Consider the following 14527-nt stretch of genomic DNA (forward strand, 5'->3'; position numbering starts at 1 on the left):
CAACGAGGGCAGGGCGCCAGCCGCTGTCGCCCTTTTGGAGAAATACCGATGTCAAGATTCCAAGTGAAGAAAGTCGCCGTGCTCGGCGCGGGCGTGATGGGTGCGCAGATCGCTGCGCACCTGGTCAACGTCAAGGTGCCCGTGGTGCTGTTTGACCTGCCGGACAACGGGAAGGGCGGGGCCCCTTCCCCCTCCCCATCAGGCCCCAAGAACGGCATCGTCACGCGCGCCATCGACAACCTCAAGAAGCTCAAGCCCGCGCCACTGGGTGTGGCCGACGACGCCGCGCTGATCCAGCAGGCCAACTACGAAGAGCATCTGGAGCAATTGCGCGACTGCGATCTCATCATCGAGGCCATCGCCGAGCGCATGGACTGGAAGCTCGACCTTTACAAGAAGATCGCGCCCTTCGTTGCACCGCATGCCATCGTGGCATCCAACACCTCGGGCCTGTCGATCACGAAGCTGAGCGAGGCGCTGCCCGAAGCCATCAAGCCGCGCTTTTGCGGTATCCACTTCTTCAACCCACCGCGCTACATGACGCTGGTGGAGCTGATCAACACCCCCACCACCGCCCCCGAAGTGCTCGACCAGCTCGAAGCCTTCGTCACCAGCGGCCTGGGCAAGGGTGTGGTGCGTGCGCACGACACGCCCAACTTCATTGCCAACCGCGTCGGCATCGCCGGCATGCTGGCCACGATGAAGGAGGTCGAGAACTTCGGTCTGACCTATGACGTGGTGGATGACCTCACGGGCAAGAAGCTCGGCCGCGCTTCCAGCGGCACCTTCCGCACTGCCGACGTGGTGGGCCTCGACACCATGGCCCACGTCATCAAGACGCTGCAGGACAACCTCGACGAACAAAGCGACCCGTTCTACGGCAGCTTTGAAACGCCCGCCGTGCTCAAGAAGCTGCTGGAGCTGGGCAACCTGGGCCAGAAGGCCAAGGCTGGTTTCTACAAGAAGGTCGGCCGCGATGTGCTGCGCTTTGACCTGGAGGCCGAAGAGTACGTGCCCGGCGGCCAGAAGGCCGACGAGGTGTACGGCCGCATGCTCAAGAAGCCTGCCGCCGAGCGCCTGCGCCTGCTGCGCAATGCCGAGGGCGCGCAGGGCCAGTTTTTGTGGGCCATCCTGCGCAACAGCTTCCATTACGCCGCCGTGCACCTGGGCACCATCGCCGACAACGCCCGCGATGTGGACCAGGCCATGCGCTGGGGCTTTGGCGTGCAGCAGGGCCCGTTCGAGCTGTGGCAAGAGGCCGGCTGGCTTGACGTGGCGAAGATGATCCAGGAAGACATCGACGCCGGCAAGGCATTGAGCCGCGCGCCGCTGCCCGAGTGGGTGTTCAAGGGCCCCGTGGCCGAAGCCGGTGGCGTGCACACCGCGCAGGGTTCGTGGAGCGCCTCTGCTAACAAATTCGTAGCGCGTCGCGCTTTGCCCGTCTACGCAAAGCAGCATTTTCCTGAAAAACTGCTGGGCGAATCGTTGCCCGACTTCAAGACCGCAGGCAAGACGTTGCACGAAGACGACGCCATCCGCCTGTGGACACTCGATGACCAGGTGCTGATCGCCAGCATCAAGACCAAGATGCACGCCATCAGCCCCGACGTGTGCGAGGGCCTGAACCTGGCTGTGGAGCTGGCCGAGAAGGACTATCAGGGCGTGGTGATCTGGTCGGGCGACGAGCCTTTCAGCGTGGGCGCTGACCTGCAGGCCATGCTGCCTGCCTTCATGGTCGCCGGTGTCAGCGCCGTCGAGGGCGCGGAGCACGAGATGCAGCAGACCATGCTGCGCCTGCGCTACGCCAATGTGCCCGTGGTCTCCGCCATCCGTGGCATGGCGCTGGGCGGTGGCTGCGAGCTGGCCGTGCACTCGGCCCGCCGCGTGGTGCATATGGAAAGCTACATCGGTCTCGTGGAAGTGGGCGTGGGCCTGGTGCCCGGCGCCGGCGGCCTGACCTACATCGCGCGCCGTGCGGCCGAGAATGCCGAGACGTCCACAGGCAAAGACCTGATGCCCTTCCTGACCGAAGGCTTCACCGCCGCCGCCATGGCCAAGGTGGGCACCAGCGCGCTGGAATCGCGCAAGCTGGGCTACGTGCTGGAGTCTGACGTCATCGTGCCGCACAAGGACGAGCTGCTGTTCGTGGCCATCAACGAAGCCAAGGCCATGGCCAATGGTGGCTGGCGCGCGCCGCACAAGCGCCTGTTCCCGGTGGCCGGCCGCAGCGGCATTGCCACCATCAAGGGCTCGCTGGTCAACATGAAAGACGGCGGCTTCATCAGCCCGCACGACTTCCACATCGCCAGCCTGATCGCGGAAGTGGTGTGTGGCGGCGACGTGGACGCAGGCACGCTGGTGAGCGAGGAGTACCTGATGGCGCTGGAGCGCAAGGCGTTCTGCGCGCTCATCGAGCATCCCAAGACGCAAGAACGCATCCTGGGCATGCTGAATACCGGCAAGCCCGTGAGGAACTGATGAAGCACCCCCTGAGTCGCTTCGGGCCTTCCCCCTCTCCTTCGGGAAGGGGACGCACCCGGTGGCCTGGCAAAGCCAGTTCCTCGGGTGCACTGGTGTGGGCTGTGCCAGTTACTTACGATGCTGGCGGTACGCAGCACAGCGAGCAACAGACATGAGCAACGCACAGCTCCCCAACAAACTGCAGCGCTCGCTGATGCGCCTGGACGAGGCCCCCGCCTTCATGCGGGGCTTTGTGCAGAACATCATCCTGCGCCGCGCCGTGCCCTTCACGGGCACGGCCGGGGTGCGGTTTGTGTCGCTGACGCCCGAGCGGGTGGAAGTGCGCCTGGCCAACGAGCATCGCGTGCGCAACCACATCGGTGGCGTGCACGCCTCGGCCATGAACCTGCTGGCCGAAACGGCCACCGGCATGGTCGTGGGCATGAACGTGCGCGACGACTGCATCCCGTTGGCTAAGGAGCTCAGCATGGCGTTCAGGAAGCGCGCCACCGGTGCGCTCAAGGCCGTGGCCACGCTCACGGCAGAGCAGCGTGCGGCCATGCAGTCCAGCGACAAGGGCGAGGTTCAAGTCAAGGTCACCGTGACCGACGAAGCCGGCGTGGAGCCGGTCGAATGTGCATTTACGTGGGCCTGGGTTCCATCCAGCCGCCCCGCCAAGAATTGAAGGAGTTACCCATGGCCAAACAAGTCCAGGAAGCCTACATCGTCGCGGCCACGCGCACGCCCATCGGGCGCTCGCACCGCGGCTTCTTTCGCAACATGCGCCCCGATGATCTGCTGGCGACCACGCTCAAGGCCGCGTTGGCTGCAGCGCCCGGGCTCGATCCCGCCGCCATCGAAGACATCATCTGCGGCTGCGCGATTCCCGAAGCCCAGCAGGGCCTGAACGTGGCGCGCATTGGCGCCGTGCTGGCGGGGTTGCCCACCAGCGTGGGCGGTATCACCGTCAACCGCTTTTGCGCATCGGGCCTGTCGGCCGTGCAGATGGCGGCCGACCGCATCCGCGTGGGCGAGGCCGAGGTGATGATCGCTGCCGGTGTGGAAAGCATGAGCATGGTGCCCATGATGGGCAACTCGCCCAGCCTGTCGCCCACCATTTTTGAGCGCGAAGGCGACGTGGGCATTGCCTACGGCATGGGCCTCACGGCCGAAAAGGTTGCCCAGCAGTGGAAGGTGAGCCGCGAAGCGCAGGACGAGTTTGCGCTGCAGTCGCACCTCAAAGCCCTGGCCGCACAAAAGGCCGGCTACTTTGCCGACGAAATCACACCCATCGAAGTGACCGACCGCACGGCCAACCTCGAAACCGGCGAGTCCATCGCCACCACCCGCACCGTGAGCCTGGATGAAGGTGCACGCGCCGACACGTCGCTGGAAGGTTTGGCCAAGCTGCGCACGGTGTTTGCGGCACGCGGCTCCGTCACGGCGGGCAATAGCTCGCAGACCAGCGATGGCGCAGGGGCCCTGATCCTGGCCAGCGAATCGGCCGTGAAGCGCTTTGGCCTCACGCCGCTGGCGCGGTTCGTAAGCTACGCCGCTAAGGGCGTGCCACCGCACATCATGGGCATTGGCCCCATCGAGGCAATTCCTGCGGCGCTGCGCTATGCCGGCCTCAAGCACCAGGACATCGACTGGTTCGAGCTGAACGAAGCGTTTGCCGCGCAGTCGCTGGCGGTGATGAACACGCTGGGGCTGGACCCTGCCAAGGTGAACCCGATGGGCGGCGCGATTGCACTGGGGCATCCGCTGGGGGCTACCGGTGCCATCCGCTCGGCGACGGTGGTACATGCGCTCAAGCGGAACAAGCTGAAGTACGGGATGGTGACGATGTGTGTGGGGATGGGGCAGGGGGCTGCGGGGATTTTCGAGGCGGTTTGATTTTTTGGGTTTTGGTTTTTTGGGTTTTTGGAGGGCGGAGGCCGGGTCTCGGCCCGGCGGCCGACTCACTTTTCTTTGCTTCGCCAAAGAAAAGTAAGCAAAAGAAAGGCGACCCACAGTCTGCGGCCCCTGCGGGGCAACCTGCGGCGGTGCGCTTGCGGGGTACCGTGGAACTCGCTACGCGCTAGCGCGCTGCGCTCGGACAACCACGGCGAGTCAGATGACGAAGCGGGTGTGTCCTGCGGCACACCCGCTCACCCTGCAACCGCCCCGCCGCAGGCGCAGTCAGATGGGGTTGAACAGCCCAACAGCCCAACAGCCCAACAGCCCACGGGCCTTCGCTGCGCTCGGCCCAAGTTGCGCAGCGCGAGGCGCTTGCGCCCGCGCTTTGGGGGCCGAGCGCAGCGAAGGTCCGTGAGGATGTCCGGTTTCGGGTTCCCTTCAGGATGCGCCGAGGAGCGCAGCGGCCAGCGGATCAGGGCTCGCGATTGTCTGAGCGAAGCGAGTTCGAGCGAGACCCCGCTGGGCGCGAGCACCGCAGGTTGCCCGCAGCGAAGCGAAGGGACGCAGCGTGTAGGGTCGCTTTTTCTTTGGTGACTTTCTTTTGTCGAAGCAAAAGAACGTTACTGTGCCGCCGGGCGCACACCCCGGCCTCCGCCCTCAACCAAGGCAAGTCGCCCCTTGCAGAAGATCACACCCCACTCCCACTATCAAATCAACCACCAAACCAGTCCCCCGCACGACGCTTCCCTCGCCCATTTCACGGCACACTTCTCCCCATGACCGCCTCACACCCCTTCGACCAAGCCACACAGCTACACGCCGAAACCCCCGGCCAGTACCAGGGCCACACCCACCCTGGTTACTGGAACATGGTCGGCCCCTTTGGCGGTATCACGGCGGCCACTCTGCTGCAGGCCATCTTGCAGCACCCCGACCGGCTTGGCGATCCGCTATCGCTCACCGTCAATTACGCAGGGGCACTGGTGGCCGGTCCGTTCACGGTGCAGGCCACACCGGTGCGCACCAATCGGTCTACCCAACACTGGACACTGTCGATCATGCAGGCCGACGCCGAGGGCGCCCAGGTGGTCACCACCACCGCCACCGCAGTGACGGCAGTGCGCCGCGAGACCTGGAGCGCGGGCGATGTGCCCATGCCCGGCGTGCCACAGCCGGCGGATCTGCCCGCCATTCCCCCGGGCTTTGGTTCGGAGTGGCTTAGCCGCTATGAGATGCGGCCCGTGACCGGCACACTGCCGCGCGCCTGGGACGGCAGCGGCGACCACAGTCTGACTCAGCTGTGGATGCGCGATGCACCCCCGCGCCCGCTCGATTTTTGTGCGCTGGCGGCGCTGGCCGATGTCTTCTTTCCCCGCGTCTGGTTGCGCCGCGCGCACCGCGTGCCGGCGGGCACCGTGTCCATCACGGTGTACTTTCATGCCAGCGCCGCCCAGTTGCAGGAAACGGGCATGGGCTACCTGCTGGGCCAGGCGCGCGGGCAGGAATTTCGCAACGGCTTTTTTGACCAGACCGTGCAGCTGTGGAACGAGGCGGGCACCATGCTCGCCACCAGCCACCAGATCGTTTACTACAAAGAATAAGGAACGCGGCCCCGTGCCGCCCCCATCTCCCCATTCAGAACCTCCAAAAGACCACCATGACCGAAGCCACCCAAGACATCCTCGTGCACACCGAAGCGGGCGTGACCACCATCACCTTCAACCGCGTGGACAAGAAGAACTCCATCACCACCACCATGTACGCTGCCATGGCCGATGCGCTGGTCGCTGCGCAAGCCGACGCCAGCGTGCGCGTGGTGGTGTTCCAGGGCGACGTGGCCGTTTTCAGCGCGGGCAATGACATTGGCGACTTCCTGCAGCAGCCACCTGCCACGCAGGATTCACCCGTGTTCCGCTTCCTGCGCGCCATCGCCGCCTTCCCCAAGCCGGTGATTGCAGCGGTGTGCGGCCCGGCGGTGGGCATTGGCACCACCATGCTGTTTCACTGCGATCTGGTCTACGCGGGGGACAACGCGGCGTTTTCCATGCCGTTTGTCAACCTGGGCCTGTGCCCCGAGGCCGCATCGAGCCTGCTGGTGCCGCAGATGATGGGTTACCACCGCGCTGCCGAAGCCCTGCTGCTGGGCGAGCCCTTCATGGCCGAGGCGGCGCTCGAAGTGGGCCTGGTCAACCGTGTGGTGCCGCCCACCGAATGCAATGGCGTGGCGCAGGCACAGGCCCGCAAGCTGGCCGCCAAGCCGCTGTCTGCGCTGATCGAAACCAAGCGCCTGATGAAACAGGGCCAGACCCCGCAGGTCCTGGCCGTGATGGCCGAAGAGGGCGCCAGCTTTGGCCGCATGCTGCGCGAGCCCGCCGCCCGCGAAGCCTTTGGCGCGTTCATGGAAAAACGCAAGCCAGACTTCAGCAAGTGCTGAAGTCTGGTATCGCCGCCGCCGACCGGGATGCGAAGCGGACCGGATGTTTTCGCTAAATGCGCAGACCCGACTTCAGCAACTGTTGAAACCCGCGCTGCGTTTGCCACCACCCAGGCCCCCGATGACAAAGACCATAGCAACACCCCTCGAGTTCGAGCCCGAGTTCATTGCCGGCGTGAAAACCATCTTCGAGGAGAAAATAGTCTTCAACCATGTGCTGGGCCTCAAGGTGGTGAGTCTGGCCCCCGAGCGCGTGGTGGCCCGCATCGACATGAAGCCCGAACTGGTCGGCCACTATGCCTACAACCGCATCCACGGCGGCGTGATCAGTGCGGGGCTGGACGCCATGGGCGGCCTGGCCGTGATGGCCGCCATTGGCGCGCGCCATATGGACGAGACGCCCGAGCAGCGCCTGCACCGCTTCGCCCGACTCGGCACCATCGACCTGCGCGTGGACTATCTGCGGCCCGGCATTGGCAGCCATTTCGAGCTGCGTGCCGAGGTGCTGCGCCTGGGCTCGCGTGTGGCCACCACGCGCATGGAGTTTTTCGGGCCTGATGGCGTGCTCATGTCCGCGGCCGCTGCGGCCTACATCGTGTCCTGAACGCGCTGCAACCGGTGTGACCATGCAAGTGGTGCAAGTGCATGCAACCAGAGAACGATTTCGTTACCGATCTTGCGCAAGACGTTAAGGTGCAATGACCTGGCGCTTCTACGATCCCTTCTTTTCAAGGAGATCCGATGGCCGTGCAGAACCCCTTTTTTGGCAAGCGTGAAACCGAAACCTTCCAGCCCCGCCACAACCCGGTCACTCCCAGCAGCAGCGTGAACAGCGTGGCACCCAGCAGCGCCAGCACGAGTGCCGCGACCGTGACCGCCGCAGCCGCCGCCAAGGCGCCGGCCGAGAGCACCGGCAGCAAGCTCACCGTGGGCCCCAACATCAAGCTCAAGGGGGTGGAGATCACCGATTGCGACACCCTGGTGGTGGAAGGCACGGTGGAAGCCACGATGGATTCGCGGGTCATCCAGATTGCCGAGCAGGGCGCGTTCCGCGGTTCGGCCGACATCGATATCGCTGAAATCCGCGGCGAATTCAACGGCACGCTCACGGTGCGCGACAAGCTCGTCGTCTTTGGCACCGGCAAGGTCAGCGGCAAGATCCGCTACGGCAAGCTGGTGGTGGAAGAGGGCGGCCAGCTGTCGGGTGAAATCGAGGTGGGCGTGGGCTCCAGCGCCCGTGCTGCGGTCGCTGCGCGGCCTGTGGATACGCCGGCACCAGCCGTGGCTTTGGCCTGACCGGGGCGTCTTGGCCTGGGGGCATCATGCCCCGCAGGCAGCGGCGTGCCTGCTGCGCGGCGGGCCAGGTCGCCGCACGCTCAGGACTGCACGGGAACCGGGCGCGGCCGGCCTTCGGCATCAATGGCCACATAGGTCAATTGCGCCTCGGTCACCTTCAGGTATTGGCCCTGCTGGGACATGCGCTCGGCATACACCTCCACATCCACCGTGATGGAGGTGCGGCCGATGCGCGTGACATGCGAGAAGAACGACAGGATGTCACCCACGCGCACCGGCTGCTTGAACACGAACTCTTTCACCGCCACCGTCGCCATGCGGCCCCGCACATAGCGCGCCGGCAGCACCGCGCCGGCCAGGTCCACCTGCGCCATCACCCAGCCGCCGAAGATGTCGCCGTTGGCATTGCTGTCGGCAGGCATGGGGATGACCTTCAGTACCAGTTCGTGGCTGCAGGGCAACGCTGGCGGGGCAAGGGTGGGCAGGTCAGTCATAGGCACAATCTCGGTAAAACAACCATCGGAATTGTCCTCCATGCGCCACCACGGCGAGCCTTCTCCCCCCCCTCCTGCTGAAAACCCTGCGCAAAAGCGCTCCGACTGGGCAACGCTCTCACGCTTGCTGCCATACCTGTGGCAGTACAAGTGGCGCGTTGTCCTGGCCATCGTGTTCATGGTGGGCGCCAAAGTCGCCAACGTGGGCGTGCCGGTGCTGCTCAAGAACCTGGTCGATGCCATGGCGTTCAAGCCCGGCGACCCGGCCGCCGTGCTGGTGGTGCCGGCCGGTCTGCTGCTGGCCTACGGGCTGTTGCGCCTGTCCACCTCGCTGTTCACCGAGCTGCGCGAACTGGTGTTTGCCAAAGCCACGCAGGGCGCCGCGCGCTCGATTGCCTTGCAGACCTTCGAGCACCTGCATGCCCTCTCCCTGCGCTTTCATCTGGAGCGCCAGACCGGCGGCATGACGCGCGATATCGAGCGTGGCGTGCGTGGCATCGAATCGCTGATCTCGTTCACGCTGTTCAACATCGGCGCCACGCTGATCGAAGTGTTCATGGTGCTGACCATTCTGGCGCTGCGCTTTGATGCCTGGTTTGCCTGGATAACGCTGGCCGCGCTGGCCTGCTACATCACCTTCACGGTGCTGCTGACCGAGTGGCGCACGCAGTTTCGCCGCCAGGCCAACGAGTTCGACTCGGCCGCGCACAGCAAGGCCGTCGACTCGCTGCTCAACTACGAAACCGTCAAATACTTTAACAACGAAAGCTTCGAGGCCCGGCGCTACGACGAAAGCCTGCAGCGCCTGCGTGCCGCCCGCCTGAAGGCGCAAAGCTCGCTCTCGCTGCTCAACACCGGCCAGCAGCTCATCATCGCCACGGGCCTGGTCGCCATGCTCTGGCGCGCCACGCAGGGCGTAGTTGATGGCCGCATGACGCTGGGTGACCTGGTCATGGTCAACGCCTTCATGATCCAGCTTTATATTCCGCTGAACTTTCTCGGCGTGATCTACCGCGAGATCAAGCAGAGCCTGACCGACCTGGACAAGATGTTCACGCTGATGGACAAGGAGCGCGAGGTGGCCGACGCCCCGGTGCGCAGCCGCTGGTGGGGCTGGCGCAGCCCACGGTGCGGTTCGAGAATGTGCAATTTGCCTACGACCCGGCGCGGCCCATCCTCAAGGGCATCAGCTTCGAGATTCCGGCGGGCAAAACGGTGGCGGTGGTCGGCCCCTCGGGGTCGGGCAAGTCCACGCTGGCGCGACTGCTGTTTCGCTTTTATGACATCCAGCAAGGCCGCATCACCATGGCCGGGCAGGAAATCCGCGACGTGACGCAGGCCAGCCTGCGCCAGGCGATCGGCATCGTGCCGCAAGACACCGTGCTGTTCAACGACACGGTGGCCTACAACATCGCCTACGGTCGCCCCGGCGCCAGCCAGGCCGAAATCGAGGAAGCCGCCCGCGCCGCGCGCATCCATGATTTCATCGCCTCCACGCCCAAGGGCTACGCCACCATGGTGGGCGAGCGGGGCCTCAAGCTGTCGGGGGGCGAGAAGCAGCGCGTGGCCATTGCGCGCACGCTGCTGAAGAACCCGCCAGTGCTGATTTTTGACGAGGCCACCTCGGCGCTGGATTCGGCCAACGAGCGTGCCATCCAGGCCGAACTGCAAAGTGCCGCCCGCAACCGCACCACGCTGCTCATCGCCCACCGCCTGTCCACCGTGGTCGATGCACACCAGATCCTGGTGATGGATGCCGGCGAGATCGTCGAGCGCGGCACGCACAGCGAGCTGCTGGCCCTGGGCGGACGCTATGCCAGCATGTGGGCGCTGCAACAGAATGAGAGCCCCCTTTGATTCCACTTCGGGGCCTCGGTGCGGCCGCCAGAGGCGGCGGCTCTTCGGTACCGTCCAGGCCTGCGCAGGCAGGCCTGGAGCTGCGGCCCTCAGCCCCTGAGGGGGACGACGACGCCTTCGCTGCGGGACGGCACTTGCTGGGCGTCTCTCGCCTGGGCCGCACCGGTTTCATGCGCTGCGCGCGGGCGGATCGGTGGAAGTCAAATGGCTTCCTCGTTCCACAGTTCGGTGTTTTCCATGATCCTTCATTTGCTTGACCCATGAAACCTGTCCTGCTTGCCATCACCTTTCTGTCGGAAGAGCACCGTGCCCAGCTCGCGGGGTCTTGTGAGCTGATTTACGCGCCCGATGCGGCGCAATGCACAGCGGCCATTGCCGCGCACGGTGCCACGGTGCAGGCCGTGCTCACGATTGGCTCCATCGGATTGCGCGCCGATCAGATGCAGGCGCTGCCCCGGCTGTCGCTGGTGAGCGCGCTGGGCGCGGGGTTTGAGAACATCGACGTAGCCTACGCCAAGGCCCATGGCATTGCCGTGGCCAACGGCGCGGGCACCAATGACGACTGCGTGGCCGACCATGCCTGGGGCCTGCTGCTCGCCGTGGTGCGCGGCATTCCGCAGCTGGATGCCAAGACCCGCCAGGGCATGTGGCGCACCGCGTTGCCGCTGCCGCCGGGCGTGTCGCACAAGCGCATGGGCATCGTCGGCCTGGGCACCATTGGCAGCAAGATCGCGCAGCGCGCGCTGGGGTTTGATGTCGAGGTGGGCTACCACAATCGCAGCGCCCGCCCTGATGTGCCACACCGCTACTTTGCCGATGTGCAGGCGCTGGCCGCATGGGCCGACTTTCTGGTGGTGGCCACGCCCGGCGGGCCACAAACACGCCGCCTGGTGGATGCCCCCGTGCTCGAAGCACTGGGCCCGAACGGCTATCTGGTGAACATCGCGCGCGGTAGCGTGGTCGATACCGCTGCCCTTGCGCAGGCGCTGCGCGCACGCCGCATTGCAGGCGCGGGGCTGGATGTGTACGAGAGCGAGCCGGTGCCGCCGGCCGGGCTGATCGACCTGGACAATGTGGTGCTCACGCCCCATGTGGCGGGCTGGTCACCCGAGGCGGTGCAGGCGTCGGTGAACCGGTTTGTGGAAAACGCCCGGCGCCACTTTGCGGGCGAGCCCATGGTGTCGCCGATATAAGCTAAATTAGCCGTTGACGCTTTCTGGTAAAGCGCAAGCAGCTATGAAAAGAAGAGTAATGGGAGGAGGGTGCATGGACGTCAAGGCATTGCAGGCCCGCCTGCGCAACTTCGCTGCCGCGCGCGACTGGCAGCCCTACCATTCGCCCAAGAACCTGGCGATGGCGCTGATGGTGGAGGCGGCCGAGCTGCAGGAGCTGTTCCAGTGGCTTACGCCCGAGCAGTCGCACGCCCTCACGCAGAACGCGGCAGACAAAGAGCGCGTAGCCGACGAGATCGCCGATGTGCTGCTGTATCTGCTGCAGCTGGCCGACCACACTGGCGTGGACGTGGAGGCCGCCGTGGAGCACAAGCTGCGCAAGAACGCGCACAAGCACCCGGCCAGGCCAGCCTGACGGCCCGGGCACCTTTGCGGCACAGCAGCCGCGGGTCAAAATACACTGGTTACCATTGGTGAACCTATCGGTCACCGCCGCGTCCCCTTCGCCCCCCGTCGAAGCAACAGGAAGCCATTCTCATGCCCATGCCCACGCCCGACGAATCGCCTCAATTGTCGGCAATTGATTACCGCCAGTTGCTCGACGAGGTGGGGGCCTTTGTCTACACCACCGATGCGCATGGGCAATACACCTATGCCAACCAGCTGGTGCTGGAGCTGCTGGGCAATCCGCCGCTGCAGGCCATCCTCGGCAAGTCGTTCACCGATTTTGTAGACATCGGCGAAGCCGGCGCCACGCTGCGCGAGACCGACCTGCGTGTGCTGCGCGATGGCGAAACCATTGCCCGCGAAGAAACCAACTACATCCACGCCACCGGCGAATCGCTCACCTACTGGTCCATCAAGAAACCGCTGCGCGGCGCCGATGGCGCCATCGTCGGCATGCTGGGCATCTCCCACGACATCACCGCCAAAAAACGCCTGGAAGACAAGGTGCGCCAGCAAAAAGAGCTGCTGGACGCCGTGCTCGACAACATCCCGGGACTGGTCTACATGAAGGGCGCGAACCGCCGCTTTCTGTATGCCAACCAGCACCTGGCAAAAATGTTCGGGCGGCCGGTTGACCAGATCGTCGGCCGCCTCGATAGCGAGCTGATGCCGCCCGATGTGGCCGATGCCTTCTGGCAAAAAGACCTGCACATGCTGGCCACCGGCGAGCATTACGCAGGCCGCGAGTCGATGTTTGATGCCACCGGCCAGTTGCGCCAGTTCTGGAGCGTGGTGGTGCCCTGGTCGGGCTTTGACGGCATGCCGGCCCTGATTGGCCTGATTACCGATATCACCGAGCTGCAGAGGCTCAAGGACGAACTGCAGCGCCAGGCCCACACCGACAGCCTGACCGGCGTGGCCAACCGGCGCAGTTTTTTTGAGCGCGCCGAGCACGAATTTGCGCACAGCCGCCGCCACGGCGCGCCGCTGAGCCTGATTGCTGTGGACGTCGACCACTTCAAGCAGATCAACGACGAACACGGCCATCCGGTGGGCGACCTGGTGCTGCAGGGGTTTGTGCAGTGTTGCCTGGACCAGTTGCGCGCGCAGGCGCTGTGCGCCCGTACCGGCGGCGAGGAGTTCTGCATCCTGCTGCCCGGCGTGCCTGCCGATGCCGCCCAGGCCATCGCCGAACGCATCCGCACGGCAGTTGCCGCCGCCTGCCTCAGCCCGGAGCACCCGGCGCTGCGGGTCACCGCCAGCTTTGGCGTGACCGGCCTGGGTCCGGCCGATCCGCACTTTGGCGCCGTTTACTCGCGCGCCGACCGCGCGCTCTACACCGCGAAGCAGCAGGGGCGCAACTGCAGTTGCCTGCACCATGCAAGCGAAATAGCTACCAGCCCTTGATATTCAAGCGCTTGCAGCTCTTGTTTTTATAGCGTTACCTCTTGCGCGCCGCGATCGACTTTTCTGCCAGGTTCACCAGATCGGCGCCAATCTGGCCTTTCCATTTCTCCACCACGGGGCGCGTGGCCTTCACGAAGGCTTCGCGCTCGGCTGCGGTCAGCTGGGTCACGGTCACGCCGTGGCTGGCGATTTCTTTGAGCAGCGGTTTGTCGGCCTCGATGGCGGCCTGCTTGACGATCTCGCGGTCGGCGGGGGTCCAGCTGTTCCAGATGTCCTTGTTGACCACAAAGATCAGCGGATCATTCATGTAGCCCCAGAGCGTCAGGTGTTTTTGCGCCACGGTGTACAGCTTGGCGGCCATATAGACCGACAGCGGGTTCTCTTGCCCATCGACGGCACTGCTGGCCATGGCGGGCTGGGCGTCGGCCCAGCTCATCTGCGTGGGGTTGGCGCCCAGGGCGGTGAAGGTGTCCAGGAACAGGGGCGAGCCCACCACGCGGATCTTCATGCCCTTGAGGTCTTCGGGCGTCCTGATGGCCTTCTTGGAGTTGGAGATTTCGCGGTAGCCGTTTTCGCCCCAGGCTAGCGGCACCACGCCGGCCTTGTCCAGCGTCTGGAACAGGCTCTTGCCCACTTCGCCCTGCGTGAGCGCGTCGGCGGCGGCGTAGTCGGGCATCAAAAAGGGCAGCGAAAACAGATTGAGCTGCTTGACCTGGGGCGACCAGTTGATGGTCGAGCCCACGGCCATGTCGATCACGCCCTGGCGCAGCGCGGAGAACTCGCGCGTCTGGTCGCCCTGGATCAGCGAGACGCCGGGGTAGAGCTTGATGTTGATGCGGCCCTGGGTGCGCTCGCGCACCTTGTTGGCCCACAGCTCGCCGCCCTTGCCCCAGGGGAAGGCCGTGCCCAGCACCAGCGACATGCGGTATTCGCTTTTGTATGCGGTTTGTGCGATGGCAGTGGGGGCGGTGAATGCCAGGGCGGCGGCAGCGGCCACGGCCGATGTGAGGAACGTACGCAGTTTCATTTTTCAGTCTCCTTCAGGTCAGTATGGAAAACGG

General features: G+C 65.0%; 12 protein-coding genes and 1 pseudogene. 11 read left to right on the forward strand and 2 right to left on the reverse strand.

Features of this window, described 5'->3' with window-relative positions; genetic code table 11:
• The first annotated feature begins 48 nt into the window (after positions 1 to 48).
• The 7 genes from CBP34_RS02695 (at position 49) to CBP34_RS02725 (ending at position 8089) form a co-directional block, all read left to right on the forward strand.
• Positions 49 to 2478 carry a 3-hydroxyacyl-CoA dehydrogenase/enoyl-CoA hydratase family protein gene (locus CBP34_RS02695; RefSeq protein ID WP_094097231.1) on the forward strand — a complete coding sequence of 810 codons (2430 nt, stop codon included), beginning with the start codon at positions 49 to 51 and terminating at the stop codon, positions 2476 to 2478.
• A gap of 154 nt (positions 2479 to 2632) precedes the next feature.
• Positions 2633 to 3145, forward strand: coding sequence for a DUF4442 domain-containing protein (locus CBP34_RS02700; protein ID WP_094097232.1), 513 nt, complete (start codon positions 2633 to 2635; stop codon positions 3143 to 3145).
• An 11-nt stretch (positions 3146 to 3156) separates the two neighbouring features.
• Positions 3157 to 4356, forward strand: a complete 1200-nt coding sequence (locus tag CBP34_RS02705) for an acetyl-CoA C-acyltransferase (protein WP_094099032.1) — start codon at positions 3157 to 3159, stop codon at positions 4354 to 4356.
• A gap of 779 nt (positions 4357 to 5135) precedes the next feature.
• Positions 5136 to 5960 (forward strand): acyl-CoA thioesterase, encoded by an 825-nt coding sequence (locus CBP34_RS02710; protein ID WP_094097233.1) that lies wholly within the window; start codon positions 5136 to 5138, stop codon positions 5958 to 5960.
• 56 nt (positions 5961 to 6016) lie between these two features.
• The gene (locus tag CBP34_RS02715; RefSeq protein WP_094097234.1) at positions 6017 to 6793 is read left to right on the forward strand and encodes an enoyl-CoA hydratase; all 777 of its coding nucleotides are present in this window, start codon (positions 6017 to 6019) and stop codon (positions 6791 to 6793) included.
• 121 nt (positions 6794 to 6914) lie between these two features.
• Positions 6915 to 7397 carry a thioesterase family protein gene (locus tag CBP34_RS02720; RefSeq protein ID WP_094097235.1) on the forward strand — a complete coding sequence of 161 codons (483 nt, stop codon included), beginning with the start codon at positions 6915 to 6917 and terminating at the stop codon, positions 7395 to 7397.
• A gap of 137 nt (positions 7398 to 7534) precedes the next feature.
• A complete protein-coding gene (locus tag CBP34_RS02725) occupies positions 7535 to 8089 on the forward strand; it encodes a bactofilin family protein (protein WP_086926550.1) in 555 nt (184 codons plus the stop codon).
• An 80-nt stretch (positions 8090 to 8169) separates the two neighbouring features.
• On the opposite strand, the gene CBP34_RS02730 is transcribed toward CBP34_RS02725, so the two are convergent.
• Positions 8170 to 8583, reverse strand: a complete 414-nt coding sequence (locus CBP34_RS02730; protein WP_094097236.1) for an acyl-CoA thioesterase — start codon at positions 8581 to 8583, stop codon at positions 8170 to 8172.
• 40 nt (positions 8584 to 8623) lie between these two features.
• Between CBP34_RS02730 and CBP34_RS02735 the strand changes: the two are divergent.
• The 4 genes and pseudogenes from CBP34_RS02735 (at position 8624) to CBP34_RS02750 (ending at position 13466) form a co-directional block, all read left to right on the forward strand.
• Positions 8624 to 10440 (forward strand): annotated as a pseudogene (locus CBP34_RS02735) (ABCB family ABC transporter ATP-binding protein/permease).
• Positions 10441 to 10700: 260 nt separating this feature from the next.
• Positions 10701 to 11633: a 2-hydroxyacid dehydrogenase gene (locus tag CBP34_RS02740; protein WP_094097237.1), complete on the forward strand. Its 933-nt coding sequence runs from the start codon at positions 10701 to 10703 to the stop codon at positions 11631 to 11633.
• A 73-nt stretch (positions 11634 to 11706) separates the two neighbouring features.
• Positions 11707 to 12027 (forward strand): nucleotide pyrophosphohydrolase, encoded by a 321-nt coding sequence (locus CBP34_RS02745; RefSeq protein ID WP_094097238.1) that lies wholly within the window; start codon positions 11707 to 11709, stop codon positions 12025 to 12027.
• 122 nt (positions 12028 to 12149) lie between these two features.
• Positions 12150 to 13466, forward strand: a complete 1317-nt coding sequence (locus CBP34_RS02750; protein WP_094097239.1) for a sensor domain-containing diguanylate cyclase — start codon at positions 12150 to 12152, stop codon at positions 13464 to 13466.
• A 34-nt stretch (positions 13467 to 13500) separates the two neighbouring features.
• Here the strand turns inward: CBP34_RS02750 and CBP34_RS02755 are convergent, their stop codons facing one another.
• Positions 13501 to 14493 (reverse strand): DctP family TRAP transporter solute-binding subunit, encoded by a 993-nt coding sequence (locus CBP34_RS02755; protein ID WP_094097240.1) that lies wholly within the window; start codon positions 14491 to 14493, stop codon positions 13501 to 13503.
• Between the last annotated feature and the right edge of the window lie 34 nt (positions 14494 to 14527).

The sequence above is a fragment of the Acidovorax carolinensis genome (assembly GCF_002157145.1).
Lineage (GTDB): Bacteria > Pseudomonadota > Gammaproteobacteria > Burkholderiales > Burkholderiaceae_C > Acidovorax > Acidovorax carolinensis.